This is a genomic window from Micromonospora sp. URMC 105 (assembly GCF_051386295.1).
Lineage (GTDB): Bacteria > Actinomycetota > Actinomycetes > Mycobacteriales > Micromonosporaceae > Micromonospora.
This window is the reverse complement of the sequence record NZ_JBPQTL010000001.1, coordinates 169,719-196,717: the sequence shown is the minus strand read 5'-3', so window position 1 is coordinate 196,717 and position 26,999 is coordinate 169,719. Positions and strand designations below refer to the sequence as shown.

At 75.9% G+C, this 26,999-nt stretch carries 2 protein-coding genes (1 of these 2 only partly in view); both read right to left on the bottom strand.

The genetic code is table 11. The features are described from left to right. Positions 1-11,088, bottom strand: partial view of a type I polyketide synthase gene (locus ACSNN7_RS00575; protein WP_436678492.1) — the 5' portion only. It extends 822 nt beyond the left edge of the window; only the first 11,088 of its 11,910 coding nucleotides appear in the window; the start codon lies at positions 11,086-11,088; its stop codon lies beyond the left edge, outside the window. Continuing rightward, positions 11,085-26,999: an SDR family NAD(P)-dependent oxidoreductase gene (locus ACSNN7_RS00570; RefSeq protein ID WP_436678491.1), complete on the bottom strand. Its 15,915-nt coding sequence runs from the start codon at positions 26,997-26,999 to the stop codon at positions 11,085-11,087. Before ACSNN7_RS00570 ends, ACSNN7_RS00575 begins: the two co-directional genes overlap by 4 nt.

Below are 26,999 nucleotides of genomic sequence, written 5' to 3'. Positions count from 1 at the left end.
GAACAGCCCGGCGAGGGTGTCCGGCTCGCCGGCCGGCTCCGGTGCGGGCGCGCCGCCGTCGGCCGGGGTCAGCTCGGCGCGCAGGTGCCGGGCCAGCGCGGCGGGGTTCTTGTTGTCGAACACCGCCATCGGCGCCAGCCGCAGCCCGGTCGCCGCGTTGAGCCGGTTGCGCAGCTCCACCGCGGCGAGCGAGTCGAAGCCCAGTTCGAGGAAGTCCCGCTCGGGGTCGACCGCCTCCGGGCCGTCGTGGCCGAGCACGGCGGCGGCGTGGCCGCGTACCAGCTCGGTGACCTGGCGCTCCTGTTCGGCCGGGGACTGGCCGGCGAGCCGGCGGGCGAACCACTCCGGGTCCACCGCGGCGGCGGCGCTGCGCCGGCGTACCCGGGGCAGCAGGCCGCGCAGCAGCGCGGGCGGATCGTCGGCGCGGGCGCGCAGCGCCGCCACGTCGACCTTCACCGGCACCAGCGTCGCGCGGGGACTGCGCAGCGCGGTGTCCAGGGCGGCCAGCCCCTCCGGCACGGTCAGCGCGGGCAACCCCTGCCGGGCCATCCGTTGCAGGTCCGCCTCGGTGAGCCAGGCGCCCAGACCGACGTCGGTACCCCACAGCCCGTAGGCGATCGAGGTGGCGGGCAGGCCGGCCGCCACCCGGTGCTGGGCGAGCGCGTCGAGGAAGACGTTCGCGGTGGCGTACCCGCCCTGCCCGGCGGCGAGGACCAGCCCGCCGGCGCTGGAGAAGAGCACGAACGCGGCCAGCCCGCCGTCTCGGGTCAGCTCGTGCAGGTGCCAGGCGGCGTCCACCTTGGGGCGCAGCACCCCGTCGATCCGCTCCCGCGTCAGCGAGCCCACCACCCCGTCGTCCACCACCGCCGCCGCGTGCACCACGGCGGTCAGCGGGCGCTCGGCGGGAACGGCGGCGAGCAGCGCCGCGAGCTGCTCGCGGTCGCCGGCGTCGCAGGCCACCACGTCGGCGGTGGCGCCGAGTGCGGCCAGCTCGGCGCGGAGCTCGTCCACCCCGGGCGCCGCCGGCCCGCGCCGGCTGGTCAGCAGCAGGTGCCTGATCCCGTACGCCCCGGCGAGGTGCCGGGCCACCAGGGCGCCCAGCCCGCCGGTGCCACCGGTGACCAGCACGGTGCCGTCGGGGTCCAACCCGGCCGGGGTGTCGGCGGGGGCGTACGGCTCGCGGACCAGTCGGGGTACCAGGACCCGGCCGGCCCGGATCATCAGTTCGGGCTCGTCCGTGGCCAGGGCGGGCCCGAGGGCGTCCCGGGCTGCGGCGGTCCGATCGGTGTCGAGCAGGACGAAGCGGCCGGGGTTCTCCGCCTGCGCCGCCCGGACCAGCCCCCAGACCGGCGCCTGGGTCAGGGCCACGTCCGCCCCGTCCGCGCCGACCGCGCCCTCGGTGATCAGGACCAGCCGGGCGGCGGTGAAGCGGGAGTCGGCGAGCCAGCCCTGGACCAGGTCGAGCACCTCCCCCACGCAGCCCCGGACGCCGGCCAGGACGTCGACGGCGTCGTTCGGCCCGGTGCGCTGGGCCGCGCCGGTGGCGGCCGGTCGGGGAACCCGGAAGAGCACCACGGCCGGCGCCGGAAGGCCGGCGTCCACGGCAGCGCCGAGCGCGGCGAGATCGGGGTAGGTGGTGGGCCGGCCGGTGTCGGGCCCGGCGAGTACCGCCCTGGATTCGCCGCCGAGCGCAGCGAACGTCCTCGCCGGATCACCGCCCTCGCCCACCGCGGCAAGTACCGGCCCGGAATCACCGCCACCACCTGCCGCGGCGAGCAGCGTCTCGGAATCGCCGCCGTCACTGACAGCGGTGGATGCCGTCGTTCGGTCGGCGTCGGCATCGAGCGCGGCGGGATGCGCTGGCCGGTCGTCGTCGGCGGGTCGGCCGATGACGGCCCACCCGGTGGCGTCGGCGGTGACGGGCAGGTCGGCGGCGGGGGTCCAGGCGAGCCGGTACAGGCCGTCCTGCCGGCCCGGCGCGGCGGCGCGGAGCTGCTCCGCGGCGACCTCCCGCAGGGCGAGCGAACCCACACCGGCCACCGGGGCGCCGGAGAGGTCGGCCAGGTCCAGCGAGACCTCGCGGGGCCCGGTCGGACGGATCGCGACCCGCAGCCCCCGGGCGCCGGCGGCGTGCGCGGTGACCGCGTTCCAGGAGAACGGCAGCATGGTGCCGCCCTGGTCGTCGGCGTCGGCGTCCGCGAGCCCGAGCACGTGCAGCGCGGCGTCGAGCAGGGCCGGGTGCAGCGTGAACTGCTCCGCGTCGGCGTGCGCGGCGTCCGGCAGGGCGATCTCGGCGTACAGCTCCTCGCCGCGCTGCCAGGCGGCCCGCAACCCCTGGAAGGTCGGACCGTAGCCGTAGCCCCGCTCGGCCATCCGCTCGTACGCGTCGCCGGTCGGTAGGGGGGTCGCGCCCGGCGGCGGCCAGGCGGTCAGGTCCACGGCGGGCGCGGTGCCGCCCGCGCCGATCCTGCCGTCGGCGTGCCGGGTCCACGGGTCGGCCTCGCCGGCGCGGGAGTGGACCGTGAGCGTTCGGGAGCCGGTGTCGTCGGGCGGGCCGACGGCGACCTGGAGGGTGACCGCCGTGTTCTCGGGAAGCACCAGCGGGGCGTGCAGGATCAGCTCCTCGACCACCGGGGTGCCGGTCCGCTCGCCTGCGGCGACCGCCAGCTCGACGAAGCCGGTGCCGGGGAAGAGGACGGTGTCGCCGACGGCGTGGTCGGCGAGCCAGGGCTGGGCGTCGACGGAGAGCCGACCGGTGAAGAGCACGCCGTCGGTGTCGGCGAGGGCCACCGACGTACCGAGCAGCGGGTGCTCGGTCGCGGCGAGGCCGGCCGGGATGCTTCCCTCGCCGCCGGGCCGCTCCGGACGCCAGTAGCGCTGTCGCTGGAACGGGTAGGTGGGCAGCTCGACGCGGGTGCCGGTGAGCAGTGTGGTCCAGTCGACGGTGGTGCCGGTGACGTGCAGCCTGGCCAGGGCGGTGAGGGCTTGGCGGTGTTCGTCGTGTCCGCGGCGCAGGCTGGGAATGATCGTGGCGTCCTCGGTGAGGATGCTCTCGATCATGGGGGTGAGGGCGGCGTCGGGGCCGAGTTCGAGGAACGTGGTGGCGCCTGCCTGGTGCAGTGCGGTGATGCCGTCGGCGAAGCGGACGGCCTCCCGGACGTGGCGCACCCAGTAGTCGGGGTCGGTCAGCTCGCTGCCGGCGATGGCGCCGGTCAGGTTCGACAAGACCGGAAGCTTCGGCTCGGCGTAGGTCAGGCTTGCCGCGACGGTGCGGAAGTCGTCGAGCATCGGGTCCATCAGCCGGCTGTGGAAGGCGTGGCTGACCCGCAGCCGGGTGGTCTTACGGCCCTGAATCGTGAAGTGGTCCGCGACCGTGAGCACGGCGGCTTCCGGGCCGGAGATGACCACGGATCGGGGGCCGTTGACGGCGGCGATGTCCACACCGGCGGCGGTTGAATCATCTACGTCATCAGATTGGTAGGACCAGACAGAGGCATCCGGACCCGCCAGGACAGCCCGCACCTCCTCCTCAGACGCCTGCACAGCGACCATCGCCCCACCGATGGGCAACGCCTGCATCAACCGGCCCCGCGCCGCCACCAGCTTCGCCGCGTCCGGCAGCGACAACACCCCCGCGACGTGCGCGGCGGCCAGCTCACCAATGGAGTGCCCGGCCACGAATTCCGGCCGCACACCCCACGACTCCACCAGCCGGAACAGGGCCACCTCGACCGCGAACAGCCCGGCCTGCGCGTAACCGGTGAGCCGGATCAGCTCCTCGTCATCCCCCCACACCACCGACCGCAACGGCCGATCCAGATGCACATCCAGCTCCGCGGCCACCGCGTCGAAGGCAGCAGCGAACACCGGGAAGGCGGCGTGCAACGAACGGCCCATGCCGAGACGCTGCGCGCCCTGACCGGTGAAGAGCACCGCCAGCCGGCCGCCCCGGGCCAGGCCGGACAGCACGCTCGCCGCCGCCCCGCCGTCGGCGAGGGTGGCCAGCCCGGCGAGGAGTTCGTCGCGGTCGGCACCCAGCACGGCGGCCCGCTGTTCCAGGGCGGCGCGCCCGGTCGCCAGCGAGTACGCCACGTCCGGCAGCCGCAGCTCCGGCCAGCCCGACAGGTGCCGGTGCAGCCGGGCGGCCTGCGCCTGCAGCGCCGCCTCCGACCGTGCGGAGAGCAGCCAGGGCAATGGCCCGTCCGGCCCGGCCCCCGGTTCTCCGGGTGCGGTCCGGGGCGGCGGGGCCTGTTCGAGGATGACGTGGGCGTTGGTGCCGGAGAGGCCGAACGACGAGATGCCGGCCCGGCGCGGGTGTCCGTTCACCGGCCACTCGCGTGGCCGGGTCAGCAGCTCGACGGCCCCGGCCGACCAGTCGACCTGCGGGGAGCGCTCCTCGGCATGCAGGGTCGGTGGCATCAGGCCGTGCCGCATCGCCTGCACCATCTTGATCACACCGGCGACCCCGGCTGCGGCCTGGGTGTGCCCCAGGTTCGACTTGATCGACCCCAACCAGAGCGGACGCTCCACCGGCCGCTCCTGGCCGTACGTGGCCAGCAGCGCCTGCGCCTCGATCGGATCGCCGAGGGTCGTACCCGTGCCGTGCGCCTCAACGACGTCCACCTCGGACGCCGGCACCCCCGCCGAGGCCAGGGCCGCCCGGATCACCCGCTGCTGCGACGGGCCGTTCGGGGCGAAGAAGCCGTTCGACGCACCGTCCTGGTTCACCGCGGAACCGCGCACCACGGCCAGCACCGGGTGGCCGAGCCGTTCGGCGTCCGACAGGCGCTCGACCAGCAGGAAGCCCGCGCCCTCGGCCCAGCCGGTGCCGTCGGCGCCCGCCCCGAAGGAGCGGCACCGGCCGTCCAGGGAGAGGCCGCGCTGCCGGGAGAACTCGATCAGGATCTCCGGGGTGGCCATCACGGTCACGCCACCGGCCAGCGCCAGCGAGCACTCCCCCGACCGCAGCGCCTGCACGGCCAGGTGCAACGCCACCAGCGACGACGAGCAGGCGGTGTCCACCGCCACCGCCGGGCCCTCCAGGCCCAGCACGTACGACACCCGACCGGCCGCCGCGCTGCCGCCGGCGGAGCTGCCGTAGCCGTAGTCGTGGTACATCAGGCCCGCGAAGACGCCGGTGGGGCTGCCCTTGAGGGTGCCCGGGTCGATTCCGGCCCGCTCGAACGCCTCCCAGGCGCACTCGAGCAGCAGCCGCTGCTGCGGGTCCACCGCGTACGCCTCGTTGGGGCTGATGCCGAAGAAACCGGCGTCGAAGTCGGCGGCGTCGGGCAGGAAGCCACCGGCCCGGGCGTAGCAGCGGCCGGGGTGGCCCGGCTCGGGGTGGTACAGGTCGTCGGCCCAGCCCCGGTCGGTGGGCAGCGGCGCGATCGCGTCCACCCCGTCGGCTACCAGCCGCCACAGCTCCTCCGGTGAGCCCACCCCGCCGGGGAAGCGGCAGCTCATTCCGACGATGGCGATCGGCTCGTCCACCGGGCGCGGCCCGGCCTGGGTGGGGGCCTCGAACTGTCCGCCGCCGAGCAGCGAGTCGAGGTACGCCGCGACGGCGTCGGCGGTCGGGTAATCGAAGATCAGCGTGGCGGGCAGCCGCAGGTCGGTCGCCGCGCCGAGCGCGTTGCGCAGTTCCACCGCCGACAGCGAGTCGAAGCCCAGCTCGGAGAAGGCCCGGTCCGGCTCCACCGCCTCGGCCGAGTCGTACCCGAGGACGGCGGCGACCTGCGCGCGAACCAGGTCGCGCAGGGCGCGTACCCGATCGGGGCCGGACAGTCCGGCGAACCGCCCGGCGGTCGCGCCGGTCGCGGTGTCGGTGGCCCGGCGCAGCCGCCGGGGCGCGCGGACCAGCGCGCGCAGCAGCGCGGGGATGCCGGCGTCGGTGCGCACGGCGGCCGGGTCGATCCGGAGCGGGGCGAGCGTGACCGGCCGGTCCCGCAGCGCGGCGTCGAACGCGGCCAGCCCGTCGGCCTCGGTGAGCGCGGGGAAGCCCTGCCGGGCCATCCGTTCCAGGTCGGCGTCGCTGAGCGCGGCGCCCAGACCGGCGTCGGTGCCCCACAGCCCGTACGCCAGCGAGGTCGCCGGCAGCCCCTGCGCGGCCCGGTGCTCGGCGAGTGCGTCGAGGAAGACGTTCGCCGCCGCGTAGCCGGCCTGGCCGGCGGCGAGCACCAGCCCGCCCGCGGAGGAGAAGAGCACGAACGCGGTCAGGTCGGCTTCGCGGGTCAGTTCGTGCAGGTGCCAGGCACCGTCCACCTTGGGCGCGAGGGTGACGGCCAGCCGTTCCGGGGTGAGGCTGGCAGCGACGCCATTGTCGGCCACCCCGGCGGCGTGCACCACGATCCGTAGCGGGTGCGCGGCGGGGATGCCGGCCAGCACGGCGGCGAGGGCGTCCCGGTCGGCGGCGTCGCAGGCCGCCACGCGCACCGTCGCACCGAGCCCGGTCAGCTCGGTGACCAGCGCCTCGGCGCCGGGGGCCGCGGACCCGCGCCGGCTGGTGAGCACCAGGTGCCGCACGCCGTGCGCCGTGACCAGGTGCCGGGCCACCAGCGCGCCGAGCCCGCCGGTACCCCCGGTGATCAGCGCCGTGCCGGCGCTCGGGCCGCCGGTCGCCGGGTCGCCGGTCGGGGCGTGGTCGCCCGTCTCGGCGTCGGTCGTCCCGGCGTCGGTCGTCCCGGCGTCGGTCGTCGCAGCGTCGGTCGTCGCAGCGTTGGTCGTCGCGCCGTCGGGGGTGTCGGTCACGGCCCGGCCGGTCGCGGCTTCGGGCGGCGCGGCATCGGTCACCGGGACGAGCCGGGGCACGAACAGCCGTCCGGCGCGCAGCGCCAGCTCCGGCTCCCCGGCCGCGAGGGCCGCCGGCAGCGCGGCCGAGGACTCCGGCCGGCCGTCGGTGTCGGCGAGGACGAACCGCTCCGGGTTCTCCGCCTGGGCCGCCCGGACCAGACCCCAGACCGGCGCCTGGTCCAGCGCCACCCGGTCGTCGGGGCCGGTGACCACGGCGTCCCGGGTGAGCAGGACCAGCCGGGAGCGGGCGAACCGCTCGTCGGCCAGCCAGGCCCGCACGGCCGACAGCGCCGCCCCGGTCACCTCCCGCACCGCCGCCGGCACGTCGCCGTCGCCGGCACCGAGCGGCAGCAGCACCACCTCCGGTACGTCGACCGCCGCGCCCAGCGCGTCCAGATCGGCGTACGCCGGCACCCCCGGCACGGCGGCGTCGCCCAGCACCGCCCAGCGGGCCGGGTCCGGCGCTGCGTCCGGGGTGACCGCCGACTGCCAGCGCACCCGGTGCAGCACCTGGTCGCGGCCGGCCCGGACGCCGTCGAGCTGAGCGGCGGAGACCGGACGGGAGACCAGCGAACCGACGGTGAGCACCGGCTGCCCGGACGGGTCGGCGACGGCGAGGGTGACACTGTCCGGGCCGGTGGGGGCCATCCGCAGCCGCAGCGCGGTGGCACCGACGGCGTGCCGGGACACGCCGTTCCAGGCGAACGGCAGCAGGGTCGCCCCGGAACCGTCGTGATCCTGGAGCAGGGAGGCGTGCATGGCGGCGTCGAGCAGGGCCGGGTGCAGGCCGAACCGGGCGGCGTCCGGGTACGCCTCGTCGGGCAGGGCCACCTCCGCGTACAGCTCGTCGTCGCGTTCCCAGGCGGCCCGCAGCCCCTGGAACGTCGGCCCGTACGCGTATCCCCGCCCGCGCAGCCGCTCGTACGCCCCCTCGGTGTCCAGCGGCGTCGCGCCCGGCGGCGGCCAGGCGGCCAGGTCGACGGAGGGTTCGGCGGCGTCCGCGGCGAGCAGCCCGTCGGCGTGCAGGGTCCAGCGGCCGCCGGGTGACCGGGAGTAGACGCCGACGGTACGCCGTCCGGCGGTGTCCGGATCGCCGACGACGACCTGCACCATGACGTCGCCCCGTTCGGGCAGCACCAGCGGCGCGGTGAGGGTCAGCTCGTCGAGGCGGTGGCAGCCGACCTCCTCGCCGGCACGCAGGGCGAGTTCGACCAGTCCGGTGCCGGGCAGCAGCACGGTGCCGAGCACGTCGTGGTCGGCGAGCCAGGGCTGGGCCTGCCGGGAGAGCCGGCCGGTGAGGACGAGGCCGTCGGCCTGGGCGGTGGCCACGGCGGCGCGCAGCAGCGGGTGGTCGACGGGGGTGAGGCCGAGTGCGGCGGGGTCGTCGCCGAGCGCGCCGGCCAGCCAGGACTCGGCGAGGTAGTCGAGGGTGTGTAGCCAGTACCGCTGCCGCTGGAACGGGTAGGTCGGCAGGTCGACGGTGCGGGTCGTCTGCGGGACCAGTGCGGTCCAGTCGACGGTGGTGCCGGTGACGTGCAGCTTGGCCAGGGCGGTGAGGGCCTGGCGGTGTTCGTCGTGTCCCCGCCGCAGGCTGGGCACGATCGTGACCTCGTCGCCGACGATGCCCTCGATCAGCGGGGTGAGGGCGGCGTCCGGGCCGAGTTCCAGGAAGGTCGTCGCTCCGGCGGCATGAAGAGCGGTGATCCCGTCGGCGAAGCGGACCGCCTCCCGCACGTGCCGCACCCAGTAGTCGGGGTCGGTCAGCTCGGTCGTGGCGATGGCGCCGGTCAGGTTCGACACGACCGGGAGTCGCGGCTCGGCGTAGGTCAGGCTCACCGCGACGGCGCGGAAGTCGTCGAGCATCGGGTCCATCAGCCCGCTGTGGAAGGCGTGGCTGACCCGCAGCCGGGTGGTCTTGCGGCCCTGGTTGGTGAAGTGTTCGGCGACCGCGAGCACGGCATCCTCGGGCCCGGAGATGACCACGGACCGGGGGCCGTTGACGGCGGCGATGTCCACCCCAGCGCCCGCCGCCGTGGCGATGCCGTGGGTCGCGACCGCGCCGCTGCCGTCACCATTGGCCGCGACCGGGCCGCCGCCGTTGTTGGCGGCGACCGCGCCGTTGGCGTTGCCGATGCCCAGGCCGGTGCCGGTGCCGGTGCTGTTGGAGGTTGAATCATCTACGTCATCAGATTGGTAGGACCCGACAAAGGCACCCAGCCCCGCCAGGACGGCCCGGACCTCGTCCTCCGACGCCTGCACCGCGACCATCGCCCCACCAGCCGGCAACGCCTGCATCAACCGGCCCCGCGCCGCCACCAGACGAGCCGCATCCGACAGCGACAACACCCCCGCCACATGCGCGGCAGCCAGCTCACCGATCGAATGCCCCGCCACGAAATCCGGCCGCACACCCCACGACACCACCAACCGGAACAACGCCACCTCGACCGCGAACAACCCCGCCTGCGCAAACCCCGTAAGCCGAATCAGCTCCTCGTCATCACCCCACACCACCGACCGCAACGGCCGATCCAGATGCGCATCCAGCTCCGACACCACCGCATCGAAGGCAGCAGCGAACACCGGGAACACCGCATGCAACTCACGGCCCATCCCCAGACGCTGCGCGCCCTGACCGGTGAACAACACCGCCAGCCGACCATTCGACCGCGCAACGCCGGAGACGGCCTGCGGCGCGGACTCCCCCGCCGCCACCGCCGTCAGCCCGGCGGAGAGCTCGGCCGGGTCCGCGCCCAGCACCACCGCACGGTGGCCGAACGCCGCCCGACCGGTGACCAGCGTTCGGGCCGCAGGGCTCAGGTCCGGCGGCGCGAGGTGCGCGGCGACGCCGGCAAAGCGGCCGGCGAGTTCCCGTACCGCCGTCTCGGACTTCGCCGACAGCACCCAGGGCACCAGCGACGGAGACGGGACGGCGGGAACCTCCGGTTCCGCAGCGGACTCCGGGGCCTGTTCGACGATGACGTGGGCGTTGGTGCCGGAGAGCCCGAACGACGAGATGCCGGCCCGGCGCGGGTGCCCGTCGGCCGGCCACTCGCGCGCCTCGGTCAGCAGCTCGACGGCACCGGACGACCAGTCGACCTGCGGGGAGCGCTCCTCGGCGTGCAGGCTCCGGGGCATCAGCCCGTGCCGCATCGCCTGCACCATCTTGATCACGGCGGCCACCCCGGCGGCGGCCTGGGTGTGCCCCAGGTTCGACTTGATCGACCCCAGCCAGAGCGGACGGTCCGCCGGCCGCTCCTGGCCGTACGTGGCCAGCAGGGCCTGCGCCTCGATCGGGTCGCCGAGGGTGGTGCCGGTGCCGTGCGCCTCCACCACGTCCACCTCGGCGGCCGGTACGCCGGCCGAGGCGAGGGCGGCGCGGATCACCCGTTGCTGGGCGGGACCGTTCGGGGCGAAGAAGCCGTTCGACGCGCCGTCCTGGTTGACCGCCGTGCCGCGCACCACGGCCAGCACCGGGTGGCCGAGCCGCTGGGCGTCCGACAGGCGCTCGACGAGCAGGAAGCCCGCGCCCTCGCCCCACCCGGTGCCGTCGGCGCCCGCGCCGAAGGACTTGCACCGGCCGTCCGGGGCGAGACCGCGCTGGCGGCTGAACTCGACGAACGCCTCCGGCGTCGCCATCACCGCCGCGCCGCCGGCGAGCGCCAGGGTGCACTCCCCCGACCGCAGCGCCTGCACCGCCAGGTGCAACGCGACCAGCGACGACGAGCAGGCGGTGTCCACGGTGACCGCCGGCCCCTCCAGTCCCAGCGCGTACGCCACCCGGCCGGAGGCGACCGATCCGGTGGCGTGGCTGCTGGCGTAGTCGTGGTACATCAGCCCGGCGAAGACCCCGGTACGGCTGCCGCGCAGCGTGCCGGGGTCGATCCCGGCCCGCTCGAAGGCCTCCCACGCGCACTCCAGCAGCAGCCGCTGCTGCGGGTCCATGATGGTCGCCTCGTTGGGGCTGATCCCGAAGAACGCCGGGTCGAAGGCGGCGGCGTCGGCGAGGAACCCGCCCTGCCGAACGTAGCTGGTGTGCGGCCGCTCGCCGGTCGGGTCGTAGAGCTCGTCGACGTTCCAGCCCCGGTCGGCGGGGAAGTCGCCGATCGCGTCGACCCCGTCGGCGACCAGCCGCCACAGCTGCTCCGGGGTGCTGACCCCGCCGGGGAATCGGCAGCTCATCCCGACGATCGCGACCGGCTCGTGGGCGGCCGCGGTGAGCCGCCGGTTCTGCGCGCGCAGCCGCTCGGTCTCCTTGAGCGAGCTGCGCAGCGCGGCGACGAGCTTGTCGTCGGTCATCGGGGGTCTCCTGTCATGAGGTCGTCGAGGTCCTGGTCGCCCAGCGCCATGCTGATCAGGTCGTCGGCGTCCATCTCGTCGATCGAGCGGCCGGCCTCGTCGTCCGCCGCCGCGAGGGCGTCGGTGGTGTCCGGCGTGGGGGCGAACCCGCCGAGTTCGAGCAGCCGGTCCAGCAGCCCGGCCTCGCGCAGCCGGTTCAGCGGGATGCCCTGGAGGACCTCCCGTACCCGGTCCTCGGGCAGGCCGCCGGTCGGTGCCGGGACGAGCGCGGTGACCAGTTCGGCGGCGAGGACCCGCGCGTTGGGGTGGTCGAAGATCAGCGTGGCGGGCAGTCGCAGCCCGGTCGCGCTGTTGAGCTGGTTGCGGAACTCCACCGCGCTCAGCGAGTCGAAGCCGAGTTCCTGGAACGCCCGGTCGGGGTCGACGTCCTGCGGGCCGGCGTGCCCGAGGATCGCCGCCGCCTGGGTGAGCACCACGTCGAGCAGCGCGGCCTCGCGCTCGTCGGCCGGCAGCGCGGCCAGCCGCCGGGTCAGGGCCGCCGCGGCGTCCGAGCCGGCTCCGCCACCGGCGCGCGCCGGTCGCCGCACCAGACCACGGAAGAGCGGCGGCAGGTCGGGTACGCCGGCCAGCGCCGCCAGGTCCAACCCCACCGGTACGACCACCGCCGCGTCGGTGGCGGCGGCCGCGTCCAGCAGCGCGAGCCCTTCGGCGGGTGCCAGCGGGCGGACCCCGGTCCGCTCGACGCGGGCCCGGTCGCCGTCGGTGAGATCGGCGGCCATCCCTGCGTCGCCGGCCCACGCGCCCCAGGCGAGCGACTGGGCGGGCAGCCCGGCGGCCCGGCGGTGCGCAGCGAGCGCGTCCAGGCAGGCGTTGGCGGCGGCGTAGCTGCCCTGGCCGGGGTTGCCGACCACCCCGGCGGCGGAGGAGAAGAGCACGAACGCGGTGAGCGGCAACCCGGCGGTCAGCTCGTGCAGGTGCAACGCCGCGTCCACCTTGGGGCGGAACACGACGTCGACGCGGTCCGGGGTGAGCGAACCGATCACGCCGTCGTCGAGCACACCGGCGGAGTGCACGACCCCGGTGAGCGGGTGCGCCGGGTCGAGCCCGGCCAGCAGAGCCGCCACGGCGTCCCGGTCGCCCATGTCGCAGGCGGCGAGCCGGACGTCCGCGCCGAGCGCGGTCAGCTCGGCGACGAGGTCGTCCGCCCCGGCCGCCGCCGCGCCCCGCCGGCTGGTCAGCAGCAGTCGGCGTACGCCGTGGGTGGTGACCAGGTGCCGGGCGACGAGCCGGCCGAGCAGGCCCGTCGCGCCGGTGACCAGCGTGGTCCCCGCCTCGCCGAACACGGTGGCCGGCGGGGCGTCCGGGGTGGCCGTGAGCCGGGCCAGCCGGGCCACCTGGGCGCTGCCGGCGCGGACGGCGACCTGCGGTTCCCTGGTCGCGACGGCCAGGGCGAGCGCCGCCGGGTCGTCCGGGGCGTCGAGGTCGGCCAGGACGATCCGGTCCGGCTGCTCCGACTGGGCGGACCGGACCAGCCCCCAGACGGCCGCGCCGGCCAGGTCGGGGGCCTCCTCGCCGCCCACCGCGACCGCGCCCCGGGTGACCACCAGCAGGGTGGACCGGGCGTACCGGTCGTCGGCGAGCCAGGTCTGGACGCACTCTAGGGCCCGGTGGGTCGCCCGGTGCACGGCGGCGGCGTCCCGGCCGGGCTCCGACCCCAGCACCACCACCTCGGGTACGTCGTCGCGGACGTCCTCCCACGCCGCCCAGCGCACCGGAGGCGCGTCGACCGGCCCGGCGGGCTGCCACGCCAGCTGGTACAGCGGGTCCGGCCGGCCTGCGGCGAGCTGGGCGGCGGAGAGTTCCCGCAGGGTGAGCGTCTCCACCGAGGCGACCGGCAGGCCGGCCGCGTCGGCGATGTCGAGCCGTACCCCATCGCCGGCCGGGGTGACCCGCACCCGGACGGTGGTGGCGTCGGGGACCGCGACGGTGACACCGGCGAAGGCGAACGGCAGCCGGACCGGCGCGACCTGGGCGGTGTCGAAGCCGACCGCCTGGAGGCAGGCGTCGAGCAGGGCGGGGTGCATCCGGTACCCGTCGTCGGCGCCGTCCCCGACCGGCAGGGCCACCTCGGCGTACACCTGGTCGCCGGCGCTCCACGCGGCGCGCAGCCCCTGGAACGCCGGCCCGTAGGCCAACCCGGCGGCGGCCTGGGCGTCGTACCGTCCGGTGAGGTCGACCGGGACGGCGCCCGGCGGCGGCCACGCGGCCAGGTCGAACGACGGTGGCCGGGTGGCCGGGGCGACGGTGCCGGTGGCGTGCCGGGTCCACGGCTGATCCGGCCCGCCGTCCCGGGAGTGGACGGTGACCGGCCGGCTGCCCGTCTCGTCGGCCGCGCCGAGCAGCACCTGGACGGTGACCCCGCCGCGGTCCGGTACGACCAGCGGCGCTTCGAGGACCAGTTCGGTGAGGGCGTCGCAGCCGACCTGCCCGCCCGCGCTCAGTGCCAGCTCCACGAAGCCGGTGCCCGGCAGCAGGATCGCGCCGCCCACCACGTGGTCGGCGAGCCAGGGCTGGCTGTGCACGGAGAGCCGTCCGGTGAGGACGGTGCTGTCCGAACCGGCGAGGGTGACGGCGGCGCCGAGCAGCGGGTGCCGCGCGGCGTCGACCCCGGCGGCACCCAGGTCACCGTCGGCGGTGCTGGTCCGCTGCCAGTACCGCTGCCGCTGGAAGGGGTAGGTGGGCAGGTCGACGGTGCGGCCGGTCTGCGGGAGCAGGGCGGTCCAGTCGACGGTGCTGCCGGTGACGTGCAGCCTGGCCAGGGCGGTCAAAGCTTGGCGGTGTTCGTCGTGTCCCCGCCGCAGGCTTGGCACGATCGTGACGTCGTCGGTGAGGATGCCCTCGATCAGCGGGGTGAGGGCGGCGTCCGGGCCGAGTTCGAGGAACGTGGTCGCGCCCGCCTGATGCAGGGCGGTGACGCCGTCGGCGAAGCGGACCGCCTCGCGCACGTGCCGCACCCAGTAGTCCGGATCGGTCAGCTCGGTCGTGGCGAGAGCACCGGTCAGGTTCGACACCAGCGGGAGGCGCGGCTCGGCATAGGTCAGCTCCGTCGCGACCGCGCGGAAATCGTCGAGCATCGGATTCATCAACCCGCTGTGGAAGGCGTGACTGACCCGCAGCCGGGTCGTCTTCCGCCCCTGGTTGGTGAAGTGTTCGGCGACCGCGAGCACGGCGGCTTCCGGCCCGGAGATGACGACCGACCGGGGACCGTTGACGGCGGCGATGTCCACACCGGCGGCACCTGTGACCGGGATGCCCGCGCCGTGGACCGCAACCGCGCCGTTGCCGTTGCCGTTGCCGTTGAAGGCTGAATCGTTTACGACATCAGATTGGTAGGACCCCACAGAGGCACCCGGACCCGCCAGGACAGCCCGCACCTCCTCCTCAGACGCCTGAATGGCGACCATCGCCCCACCAGCCGGCAACGCCTGCATCAACCGGCCCCGCGCCGCCACCAGACGAGCCGCATCCGACAGCGACAACACCCCGGCCAAATGGGCGGCGGTCAGCTCACCGATCGAGTGCCCGGCCACGAAGTCCGCCCGCACACCCCACGACTCCATCAGCCGGAACAGCGCCACCTCGACGGCGAACAACCCCGCCTGCGCATACCCCGTAAGCCGAATCAGCTCCTCGTCATCACCCCACACCACCGACCGCAACGGCCGATCCAGATGCGCATCTAGCTCCGACACCACTGCACCGAAGGCAGCAGCGAACACCGGGAAGGCCGCGTGCAACGAACGGCCCATGCCCAGGCGCTGCGCGCCCTGGCCGGTGAAGAGCACCGCCAGCCGGCCGCCCGGTCGGGCCAGGCCGGTGACCAGGCCGGGGGCGCCGGCGCCGGTGGCCAGGGCGGTCAGTCCGGCGGAGAGTTCCGCCGGGTCCGCGCCCAGCACCACCGCCCGGTGACCGAAGAGCGCCCGTCCGGTGGCGAGCGTCCGGCCGGCCGCCGGCACGTCCGCCGGGTCGATCCGCGCGGCGAGGTCGGCGAGCCGGCCGGCGAGGTCGCGTACGGCGGTGTCGGACCGCGCCGACACCAGCCAGGGCACGAGGCCGTCGACCGGTCCGCTTGTGGTAAAGGGCTCCGCGTCGCGGGGCGCCTCCTCGACGATGACGTGGGCGTTGGTGCCGGAGAGCCCGAAGGAGGAGATCCCCGCGCGGCGCGGATGCCCGTTCGCCGCCCACTCGCGCGCATCGGTCAGCAGCTCGACCGCGCCGGCGGACCAGTCCACCTGCGGCGAGCGCTCCTCGGCGTGCAGGGTGCGGGGCATCAGCCCGTGCCGCATCGCCAAGACCATCTTGATCACCCCGGCGACGCCTGCGGCAGCCTGGGTGTGGCCGATGTTCGACTTGATCGACCCGAGCTGGAGCGGACGGTCCGCCGGGCGCTCCCGGCCGTACGTGGCCAGCAGCGCCTGCGCCTCGATCGGGTCACCCAGGGTCGTACCCGTGCCGTGCGCCTCCACCACGTCGACCTCGGCGGCCGGCACCCGGGCCGAGGCGAGGGCCGCGCGGATCACCCGTTGCTGGGCGGGACCGTTCGGCGCGGTCAGCCCGTTCGACGCACCGTCGGAGTTCACCGCCGAACCCCGCAGCACGGCGAGGACGGGGTGGCCGTGGCGGCGGGCGTCGGAGAGGCGCTCGACCAGCAGCAGGCCCGCGCCCTCGGAGAAGCCGGTGCCGTCGGCGCCCGCGCCGAAGGAGCGGCACCGGCCGTCCGGGGAGAGCCCGCGCTGCCGGCTGAACTCGACGAACGTGTCCGGGGTGGCCATCACGGTCACGCCACCGGCGAGCGCAAGGCTGCACTCCCCCGACCGCAGCGCCTGCGCGGCCAGGTGCAACGCGACCAGCGACGACGAGCAGGCGGTGTCCACGGTGACCGCCGGCCCCTCCAGCCCGAAGGCGTACGCGACCCGGCCGGAGGCGATCGAGCCGGTGTTCGTGTTGTCCTGGTAGTCGTGGTACATCACGCCGGCGAAGACGCCGGTGGGACTGCCCTTGAGCGTGCCCGGGTCGATCCCGGCCCGTTCGAAGGTCTCCCAGGCGCACTCCAGCAGCAGCCGTTGCTGCGGGTCCATCGCCACCGCCTCGTTCGGGCTGATGCCGAAGAAGCCGGCGTCGAACTCGGCGGCGTCGGCGAGGAAGCCACCGGAGCGGGAGTAGGTCCGCCCCTCGGCGCCCCGCTCCGGGTGGTAGATGCCGTCGACGTCCCAGCCCCGGTCGGCGGGGAAGTCACCGATCGCGTCCACACCGCCGGCGACCAGCTCCCACAGCTGCTCGGGCGAGCCGACGCCACCGGGGAAGCGGCAGCTCATCGCGACGATGGCGATCGGCTCGTCGGCCGGTCGTGCCGCCGGGACGGCGCCGGCCGGGGTCGCCTCGCCGGGGGTGAGCACCTCGTCGAGGTGCGCGGCCACGGCGATCGCCGTGGGGTGGTCGAAGACCAGCGTGGCCGGCAGCCGCAGCCCGGTCACCGCGGTCAACCGGTTGCGCAGCTCCACCGCCGACAGCGAGTCGAAGCCGAGGTCCTTGAAGGCCTGGTCGGGCTGGACGGCGTCGACCGAGGCGTGGCCGAGCACGGCGGCGATCTCGACGCGTACCAGATCGAGGAGGGCCTCGCGGCGCTCGGAGCCGGACCGGCCGGCGAGCCGGCGGAGCAGGTCGTCACCGCCGGCCGGCGCGGTGGCGCCGGCTCGCGCGACCGGCCGGGCCGGCGGGACGAGGCCGCGCAGGGCGGCCGGGAGGGGTTGGCCGGCGGCGACCGCACGCAGGGCCGGCAGGTCGAGGCGGACCGGCACCCGCAGCGGCTCGGCGGCGTCGAGCGCCGCGGTGAACAGGTCGAGTCCCTCGGTGCGGGTGAGCGGCGGGAAGCCGTTGCGGCCCAGCCGGCGCAGCTCGGCGGCGGTGAGCCGGTCGCCCATCCCGTCGCCCGCCCACAGCCCCCACGCCAGCGAGACGGCCGGCAGTCCCGCGGCGCGACGATGCGCGGCCAGGGCGTCGAGGAAGACGTTGGCGGCGGCGTACCCGCTCTGGCCGGGCGCGCCGAGCACCCCGGCCGCCGACGAGAAGAGCACGAACATCCGCAGGTCGCGGGCGAGTTCGTGCAGGTGCCAGGCGGCGGTCGCCTTGGGGGCGAGGACGGCGTCGACCCGTTCGGGGGTGAGCGCGCCGAGGACGCCGTCGTCGAGGACACCGGCGGCGTGCACCACCCCGGTCAGCGGGCGGGCGGCGGGCACGCTGGCCAGCAGCCCGGCCAGCGCGTCGGGGTCGGTCACGTCGCAGGCGGCGACGGTGACGTCGCCGCCCAGGTCGGCCAGCTCGGCGACCAGATCCCGGGCGCCGGGCGCGTCGATGCCGCGCCGGCTGGTCAGCAGCAGGTGGCGGACGCCGAGGGCGGTGACGAGGTGCCGGGCGACCAGCGCGCCCAGGCCGCCGGTCCCGCCGGTGACCAGAACGGTGCCGTGCTCACGCGGGGCGGCCGGGGTCGCGGGCTCCGCCGCGCGGACCAGACGCGGCACCCGGATGTCGCCGCCGCGCAGCGCCAGCTCCGGCTCGCCGCAGGCCAGCGCCGCCGGCAGGCGACGACCCGATTCGACGGTGCGGTCGAGGTCCAGCAGCGCGAACCGGCCCGGGTGTTCGGCCTCCGCCGACCGGAGCAGACCCCACAGCGGCGCGGTGGTGAGATCGACGTCGCCCCCACCCACCGGTACGGCGTCGGTGGTGACCAGCACCAGCCGGGCCGTGCCGAAGCGGGCGTCGGCCACCCACTCCTGGGCCAGCCGTAGCGTCCACGCCATCGCCGCGCGCAGCCGCGCCGGCACGTCCCCACCGGGGAACGCCGGCACGGTGACCAGCACCCGGTCGGGCACCGGGGCGCCCGCGTCGACGGCATCGGCGAGCGCGGCGAGGTCCGGGTGGGTCGGCAGCGCCGCCGCCCCCGCCGGGGGCGTACCCACCAGCACCACCTGCTCGGTCCCCGCCTGCGGGGTGGTGCCGGTCAGCGGCACCCAGTCGAGCCGGTACATCGCTTCGGGGCGGGTGCCGGGGTCGAGCTGGTCGGCGCTGACCGCGCGGTAGTCCAGCGAGTCCACGGTGAGCACCGGCTGCCCGGCCGCGTCGGCCACCGTCACGGCGGCACTGCGGGGGCCGCGGCGGGTGATGCGTACCCGCAGCGCGGTGGCGCCGGCGGCGTGCAGGGACACCCCGGTCCAGGCGAACGGCAGCAGCGTCTCCCCGGTCGACGCGTCGGCGGCATCGCGGTCGGCGGCGTCGATCAGGGCGGCGTGCAGGCCGGCGTCGAGCAGCGCGGGGTGCAGCCCGAAGTGGGCGGCGTCCGGGTGGGCCGGCTCGGGGAGCACGACCTCGGCGTATACCTCGGCGCCGTGCCGCCAGGCCGCACGCAGGCCCTGGAACGTCGGCCCGTACGCGTAGCCGTCGGCGAGCAGCCGCTGGTAGCCGTCGTCGACCGGCAGCGGGGTGGCGCCGGCCGGCGGCCAGGCCTCCAGCGGCGCGGCCGGTGCCGGTACGGAGGTGGAGAGCAGCCCGACGGCGTGGGCGGTCCAGGTGGTGTCCTCGGCGTCGTCTCCGGAGTAGACGGCGACGCTCCGGTTGCCCGCCTCGTCCGCCCCGCCGACGACGACCCGCAGCACGACCGCCGCGCGGTCGGGCAGCGGCAGCGGCGCCTGGAGGGTCAGCTCGACCAGGTGCGGGCAGCCGACCCGGTCACCGGCGTGCACGGCCAGGTCGACCAGGGCGGCGCCGGGCAGCAGCACCGTCCCGGCGACGGCGTGGTCGGCGAGCCACGGGTGGGTGGCGAGGGAGACCCGTCCGGTCAGCACCACCCCGCCGGAGTCCGGTACGACCACCTCGGCGCCGAGCAGGGGGTGCCGCAGCGCGGCCAGTCCGGCGGCGACGACCTCGCCGTCCCCCGCCCCGGCCCAGGCGTCCGCCCAGTACTCCCGCGCGTCGGCCCAGTAGCGCTGTCGCTGGAACGGGTAGGTGGGCAGCTCGACGCGGGTGCCGGTGAGCAGCGTGGTCCAGTCGACGGTGGTGCCGGTGACGTGCAGCTTCGCCAGGGCGGTGAGGGCCTGGCGGTGTTCGTCGTGTCCGCGGCGCAGGCTGGGAATGATCGTGGCGTCGTCGGTGAGGATGCTCTCGATCATGGGGGTGAGGGCGGCGTCGGGGCCGAGCTCCAGGAACGTGGTCGCGCCCGCCTGGTGCAGTGCGGTGATGCCGTCGGCGAAGCGGACGCTCTCGCGGACGTGGCGCACCCAGTAGTCGGGGTCGGTCAGCTCGCTGCTCGCCACGGCGCCGGTCAGGTTGGACACGACCGGGAGTTCCGGCTCGGCGTAGGTCAGGCTTGCCGCCACAGTGCGGAAGTCGTCGAGCATCGGGTCCATCAACCGGCTGTGGAACGCGTGGCTGACCCGCAGCCGGGTGGTCTTGCGACCCTGGTTCGTGAAGTGTTCCGCGACCGTGAGCACGGCGGCTTCCGGCCCGGAGATGACCACCGATCGGGGGCCGTTGACCGCGGCGATGTCCGCACCGGCGGCGGTTGAATCATCGACGTCATCAGATTGGTAGGACCCGACAGAGGCACCCGACCCCGCCAGCGCCTCCCGCACCTCCTCCTCCGACGCCTGAATGGCGACCATCGCCCCACCAGCCGGCAACGCCTGCATCAACCGGCCCCGCGCCGCCACCAGACGAGCCGCATCCGACAGCGACAACACCCCCGCCACATGCGCGGCAGCCAGCTCACCGATCGAATGCCCCGCCACGAAATCCGGCCGCACACCCCACGACACCACCAACCGGAACAACGCCACCTCGACGGCGAACAAACCCGCCTGCGCAAACCCCGTAAGCCGAATCAGCTCCTCGTCATCACCCCACACCACCGACCGCAACGGCCGATCCAGATGCGCATCCAGCTCCGACACCACCGCATCGAAGGCAGCAGCGAACACCGGGAACACCGCGTGCAACGAACGGCCCATGCCCAGGCGCTGCGCGCCCTGACCGGTGAAAAGCACCGCCAGCCGGCCGGCCCGGGCCACGCCGGACACCAGCGCCGGGTCGGATGTACCGGCGGCGAGGGCGTCCAGGCCGCGCCGCAGCTCGGTCCGGCCGGCACCGAGGACGACCGCTCGCCGTTCCCAGCGCGCCCGCCCGGTGGCCAGGGACCACGCGATGTCGCCGTCGCGCAGGTCGGCGCGCTCGTTCGCGTACCCGGAAAGGCGCCCGGCCTGGGCCCGCAGCGCGGCCTCCGAGCGGGCGGACACCAGCCAGGGCACGACGCGCGCCGAACCGGCGGCACCGTCGGCCGGCGTCGCGGGCACGGCAGCCGAAGCGTCGTCCGGGGCCTGCTCGATGATGACGTGGGCATTGGTGCCGCTGATGCCGAAGGACGACACGCCAGCCCGGCGCGGATGCCCGTTCACCGGCCACTCCCGGGCCTGCGTCAGCAGCTCCACCGCCCCGGCGGACCAGTCCACCTGCGGCGACGGCGCGTCCACGTGCAGGGTCCGGGGCATCGCCCCGTGCCGCATGGCGAGGACGACCTTCATCACCCCGGCCACCCCGGCCGCCGCCTGGGTGTGGCCCAGGTTCGACTTCACCGAGCCCAGCCAGAGGGGCCGGTCGGCGGGGCGCTCCCGGCCGTACGTGGCGAGCAGGGCCTGCGCCTCGATCGGGTCGCCCAGGATCGTACCCGTGCCGTGGGCCTCGACCAGGTCGACCTCCGCCGCCGGCACCCCCGCCGAGGCGAGGGCGGCACGGATGACGCGCTGCTGGGACGGGCCGTTCGGCGCGGTCATGCCGTTCGACGCACCGTCCTGGTTCACCGCCGAACCGCGCACCACCGCCAGCACCGGGTGCCCGTTGCGACGGGCGTCGGAGAGCCGCTCGACCAGCAGGAACCCGGCGCCCTCGGCGATGCCCGTGCCGGCCGCGTCGGCGGCAAAGGCCCGGCAGCGGCCGTCCGGTGACAGCGCCCGCTGCCGGCTGAACTCCACGAAGATCTCCGGGGTGGCCATCACGCTGACCCCGCCGGCCAGCGCCAGGTCGCACTCCCCCGACCGCAGCGCCTGCGCGGCCAGGTGCAGCGCCACCAGCGACGAGGAGCAGGCGGTGTCGATGGTGACCGCCGGCCCCTCCAGCCCCAGGACGTACGCCACCCGGCCGGAGGCCACCGCGCCGGTGCCGCTGTTGGCCGGGTAGTCGTGGTACATCAAGCCGGCGAAGACCCCGGTCGGGCTGCCCTTCAGCGTCGCCGGGTCGATCCCGGCCCGCTCGAAGGTCTCCCAGGCGCACTCCAGCAGCAGCCGCTGCTGCGGGTCCATGCCCAGCGCCTCGTTCGGGCTGATCCCGAAGAACGCCGGGTCGAAGTCGGCGGCGTCGTGCAGGAAGCCCCCCGAGCGGGTGTAGCTGCTGTTGGGCGTGGTGAAGTCGGGGTCGTGCAGCTGGTCGACGTTCCAGCCCCGGTCGGCGGGGAAGTCGCCGATCGCGTCCACCCCGTCGGCGACCAGCCGCCACAGCTCCTCCGGCGAGCTGACCCCGCCGGGGAAACGGCAGCTCATGGCGACGATGGCGATCGGCTCGTCGAGCGGCTTCGTCGCCACCACGGCCGGCGTCACGGCGGTGGTGCCGGCGAGCTCGTCGAGCAGGAAGCGGGCCAGCACGGCCGGCGAGGGGTAGTCGAAGACCGCGGTCACCGGCAGCCGCAGGCCGAGGGTCTGGTTGAGCCGGTTGCGGAACTCGACCGCGGTGAGCGAGTCGAAACCCAGCTCGCGGAACGCCCGCTCCGGGGCGACGGCGGCGGCCGAGGTGAAGCCGAGCACCAGCGCCACCCGGTCCAGGACCAGCTCGAGCACCGCCTGCTCGCGGTCGGCCTCGGGCAGCCGGAGCAGCCGGTCCACCAGCGAGCCGGCGTCGGCGCGTACCCCGGCGGCGCTGCGCCGGGCGACCGGCAGCAGGGTACGGAACAGCGCCGGCACGTCGCCCTGGGCGCGGACCGCGGCGAGGTCGAAGCGGACCGGCAGCAGCAGGGCGTCGGGGCGGTCCAGGGCGGCGTCGAGCAGGGTCAGGCCCTCGTCCACGGCGAGACCGATCATGCCGCTGCGGGAGATGCGCGCCCGGTCGACGCCGCCGAGCCGCCCGGTCATGCCGGTGGCCTGCGCCCAGAAACCCCAGGCCAGGCACTGGCCGGCCAGCCCCTGTGCGCGGCGGTGCGCGGCGAGGCCGGCGAGGAACGCGTTCGCCGCCGCGTAGTTGCCCTGCCCGGGCGCGCCGACCACCCCGGCCGCCGAGCCGAAGAGGACGAACGCGCCGAGGTCGGCGTCGCGGGTCAGCTCGTGCAGGTGCAGCGCCGCGTCCACCTTGGGGGCGAGCACCGCGTCGACCTGCTCCGGGGTGAGCGAGGCGATGGTGCCGTCGTCCAGCACGCCGGCGGTGTGCACCACCGCGGTCAGCGGACGCGCGGCCGGCACGTCGGCCAGTACGGCGGCGAGGGCGTTCCGATCGGTGACGTCGCAGGCGACCTGGTCGACCGAGGCACGGAGGCCGGTCAGCTCGGCCGCCAGGTCGGCCGCGTCGGGGGCGGCCGGTCCGCGCCGGCTGAGCAGCAGCAGGTGGCGTACCCCGTGGGCGAGGACGAGGTGGCGGGCGACGACGGCGGCGAGGGTGCCGCTGGCGCCGGTGACCAGCACGGTGCCGGCCGGGTCGATCCGGGCGGCGGGCGGTTCGTCGCCGGTGACCGGCGCGCGGACCAGCCGGGTGGCGAGCAGCTCGCCGTCGCGCCGCAGCAGTTGCGGCTCGCCGGCGGCGACGAGGGTCGGGGCGAGCGTGACGGCGTGCTCGACGTCGACGTCGACGTCGGCGAGGACGATCCGGTCCGGGTGCTCCGACTGGGCGGAGCGGACCAGGCCCCAGACGGCGGCGCCGGCCAAGTCGGTGACGTCCTCGCCGTCGCGGCCGACCGCGCCGCGGGTGAGCACCAGCAGGGTGGTGGCGGCGTACCGGTCGTCGGCGAGCCAGCGCTGCAGGTCGGCGAGGACCCGGCGGGTGGTGTCGTGCACCGCCGCCGCGTCGGCGCCGCCGGGGACCGGCAGCACCACCACGTCGGCGACCTCGCCGGTGTCCCACCGTCCAGCCTGGACGGGCGCGGGCGGCGGGGTCGGCACCGGCGTCCACGCGGTGCGGTAGAGCGCCTCGGCGACGGGCCCGGCCGGCGCCGGGGCGAGGTCGGCGGGGAGCGGCCGCAGGACGAGGGAGTCGAGCGAGAGCACCGGCGCGCCGCCGGCGTCGGCGGCGGTGACGGCGACCTCGCCGGCGCGCAGCGGGGTGATCCGCACCCGCAGGCTGGACGCCCCGACCGCGTGCAGGGTGAGGCCGGTGAAGGCGAACGGCAGCAGCGCGCGGTCGTCGACGGCGTCGGTGAGGGCGACCGCGTGCAGCGCGGCGTCGAACAGGGCGGGGTGCAGGTCGGCGCGCTCGGCGTCGGCGGTGGCCTCCTCGGGCAACTCCACCTCGGCGTACACCTCGGCGCCGGCTCGCCAGGCGGCCCGCAGCCCCTGGAACACCGGCCCGTACGTCAGCCCGACGTCGGCCAGGTCGGGGTAGAGGCCGGCCACGTCGACGGCGGTGGCGCCGGCCGGCGGCCACTGCGCGAGGTCGTCGGCGGGGCGGGCGGTGGCCGGGGCGAGCCGGCCGGTGGCGTGCCGCTGCCAGGGCGCGTCGGGGGCGGCGTCCTCGGGGCGGGACCAGACGCTGACCGGGCGGGCGCCGTGCTCCCCCGCCGCGGCGACGGCGACCCGCAGCTGCACGGCGGCGCCGTCGGCGAGCACCAGCGGCGCGCCGATGGTCAGCTCGTCGACGGCCGGGCAGCCGACCTCGTCGCCGGCGCGCAGCGCCAGCTCGACCAGGCCGGTGCCGGGGACCAGCACGGTGCCGGCGACGGCGTGGTCGGCCAGCCACGGGTGGGTGCTGGTGGAGAGCCGTCCGGTGAGCACCACCCCGTCGTCGGCGGGGGTGGCGACGACCGCGCTGAGCAGCAGGTGCTCGGCGGGGTGCTGACCGGCGCCGGTGACGTCGCCGGTGCCGGCGGCGGCCGCGTCGAGCCAGTGCCGGCGGCGCTGGAACGGGTACGTGGGCAGCTCCACCCGCTGCCCGGGCCGCCCGTCGAACAGCGGCAGCCAGTCGACGCCGACGCCGTGGGCGTACGCCTCGGCGAGCGAGGCGGCGAATCGGTCGTCCCCGCCGTCGTCGCGGCGCAGCGTACCGATCACGACGGCGGGGGCACCGGCGTCGGTGACGGTCTCCTCGATGCCGACCTTCAGCGTCGGGTGGGCGCTGGGCTCGACGAAGACGGTCAGCCCGTCGGCGAGCATGGCCCGGGTGGCATCGGCGAAGAGCACGGTCTGCCGCAGGTTGGTGTACCAGTAGTCGCCGCCGAGGGCGGTGGTGTCCAGCAGTCCACCGGTAACCGCCGAGTAGAACGGCACTTCGGCGGTGCGGGGGCGGACCGGGGCGAGCAGTTCGGCGAGCCGGTCGCGGATGCCCTCGACGAAGACGGAGTGCGAGGCGTAGTCCACCGGGATCATCCGGGTGCGGATCTCCTCGGCGGCCAGCTCGGCCTGGAACGCGGTGAGGGCGTCCACCTCGCCGCAGACCACCACCGAGCCGGGCCCGTTGACGGCGGCGAGGGAGAGCCGTCCCGCCCAGCCGGTGAGGCGCTCGCGGGCGGCGTCGGCGGGCAGCGAGACCGACATCATCCCGCCCAGGCCGGCCAGCTCGGCGGCGATGACCTGGCTGCGCAGGGCGACCACCCGCGCGCCGTCGTCGAGGGTGAGCGCACCGGCGACGCAGGCGGCGGCGATCTCGCCCTGCGAGTGGCCGACCACGGCGGCCGGTTCGACGCCGTGGCTGCGCCACAGCTGGGCCAGGGAGACCATCACCGCCCAGAGCACCGGCTGCACCACGTCGACCGGGTCGAGGGTGGGCGCGCCGGGCGCGCCGCGCAGCACGTCGACCAGGTTCCAGTCGACGAAGGGCTCCAGTGCGCGGGCGCACTCGGCGATCGTGTCGGCGAAGACCGGCGAGGAGTCGAGCAGTTCGACGGCCATCCCGGCCCACTGCGAGCCCTGGCCGGGGAAGACGAACGCCACCCGGGCGTCGGCGCGGGCGGTGCCGCGTACCAGGTTGGCGGCCTCCCGGTCGTCGGCGAGGGCGGTCAGGCCGGCCAGCAGCGCGGCGGTCTCCGTACCGGTGACGACGGCGCGGTGTTCCAGCGCCGAGCGGCCGGTGACCAGGGCGTGCCCGACGTCGGCCGGGTGGGGTCCGGCGGCGACGGCGGCGAGCCGCGCGGCCTGCGCGCGCAGCGCCTGCGGGTCGCGGGCCGACAGGACCCAGGCGAGGGTACGCCCCGGCGTTGCCGGCGCCGGCGCGGTGATCTCGGCCGGCTCCTCCGCGGGGGCCTGCTCGATGATGGCGTGCGCGTTGGTGCCGCTGACGCCGAAGGAGGAGACCCCGGCCCGGCGGGGGCGGCCCGACCCGGGCCAGGGCAGCGCCTCGGCGAGCGGCCGGACGGTCCCCGGCGTCCAGTCCACATGCGACGACGGGGTGCCGACGTGCAGGCTCTTGGGCAGCAGGCCGTGCCGGATGGCCTGCACCATCTTGATCACACCGCCGACCCCGGCGGCAGCCTGCGCGTGCCCGAAGTTGGACTTCAGCGAGCCGAGCCAGAGCGGCCGGTCCGCCGGCCGGCCCTGCCCGTACGTGGCGAGCAGCGCCTGCGCCTCGATCGGGTCGCCGAGGGTGGTGCCGGTGCCGTGCCCCTCGACCACGTCGACCTCGCCGGGCGGCAGTTGCGCGTTGGCCAGGGCGGCGCGGATGACCCGCTGCTGGGCCGGTCCGCTGGGGGCGGTGAGGCCGTTGGACGCGCCGTCCTGGTTGACCGCGCTGCCGCGCACCACGGCGAGCACCGGGTGACCGTTGCGGCGGGCGTCGGAGAGCCGTTCGAGCAGCAGCACGCCGGCGCCCTCGGCCCAGCCGGTGCCGTCGGCGTCGTCGGAGTACGCCTTGCAGCGGCCGTCGGGGGCGAGCCCACGCTGCCGGCTGAACGCCACGAACGGCGCCGGGGTGGACATCACCATCACCCCGCCGGCCAGGGCGAGGGTGCACTCGCGGCGGCGCAGCGCCTGCACCGCCAGGTGCAGCGCGACCAGCGACGAGGAGCAGGCGGTGTCCACGGTCAGCGTGGGCCCCTCCAGCCCCAGCGTGTACGCGACCCGCCCGGCGATCACCGAGGCCGCCGCCGCGGTGCCCAGGTACGCCTCGGCCGCCTCCGGGGCGGCGTTGAGCAGGTCACCGTAGTCCTGGTAGCCGGAGCCGGTGAAGACGCCGACGGGCTTGCCCCGCACGGCGTCCGGGGCGATGCCGGCGCGTTCCAGCACCTCCCAGGAGACCTCCAGCATCAGCCGCTGCTGCGGGTCCATCGCGGCGGCCTCGCGCGGCGAGATGCCGAAGAAGGCGGCGTCGAACTCGGCGGCGTCGGCGAGGAAGCCGCCCTCGGCGACGTAGCTGGTGCCGATCCGGTCGGGGTCGTCGGCGAGCAGCCGGGCCAGGTCCCAGCCCCGGTCGGTCGGGAGCGGCCCCACCGCGTCCACCCCACCGGCGACCAGGTCCCACAGCTGTTCCGGGGTACGCACGTCCCCCGGGTAGCGGCACGCCATCGCCACGATCGCGATCGGGTCGCGTTCGACGCCCTCGACCTCCTGGAGCCGCTGGCGCGTCTGCGTGAGATCCGCCGTGACCCGCTTCAGGTAGTCGAGAAGCTTCCCGTCCTCCGCCAT

What these genes read in the sequence shown, in the direction of transcription:
- ACSNN7_RS00570 (WP_436678491.1), bottom strand. Translation starts at nt 26,999, where the DNA reads ATGGCGGAGGACGGGAAGCTTCTCGACTACCTGAAGCGGGTCACGGCG.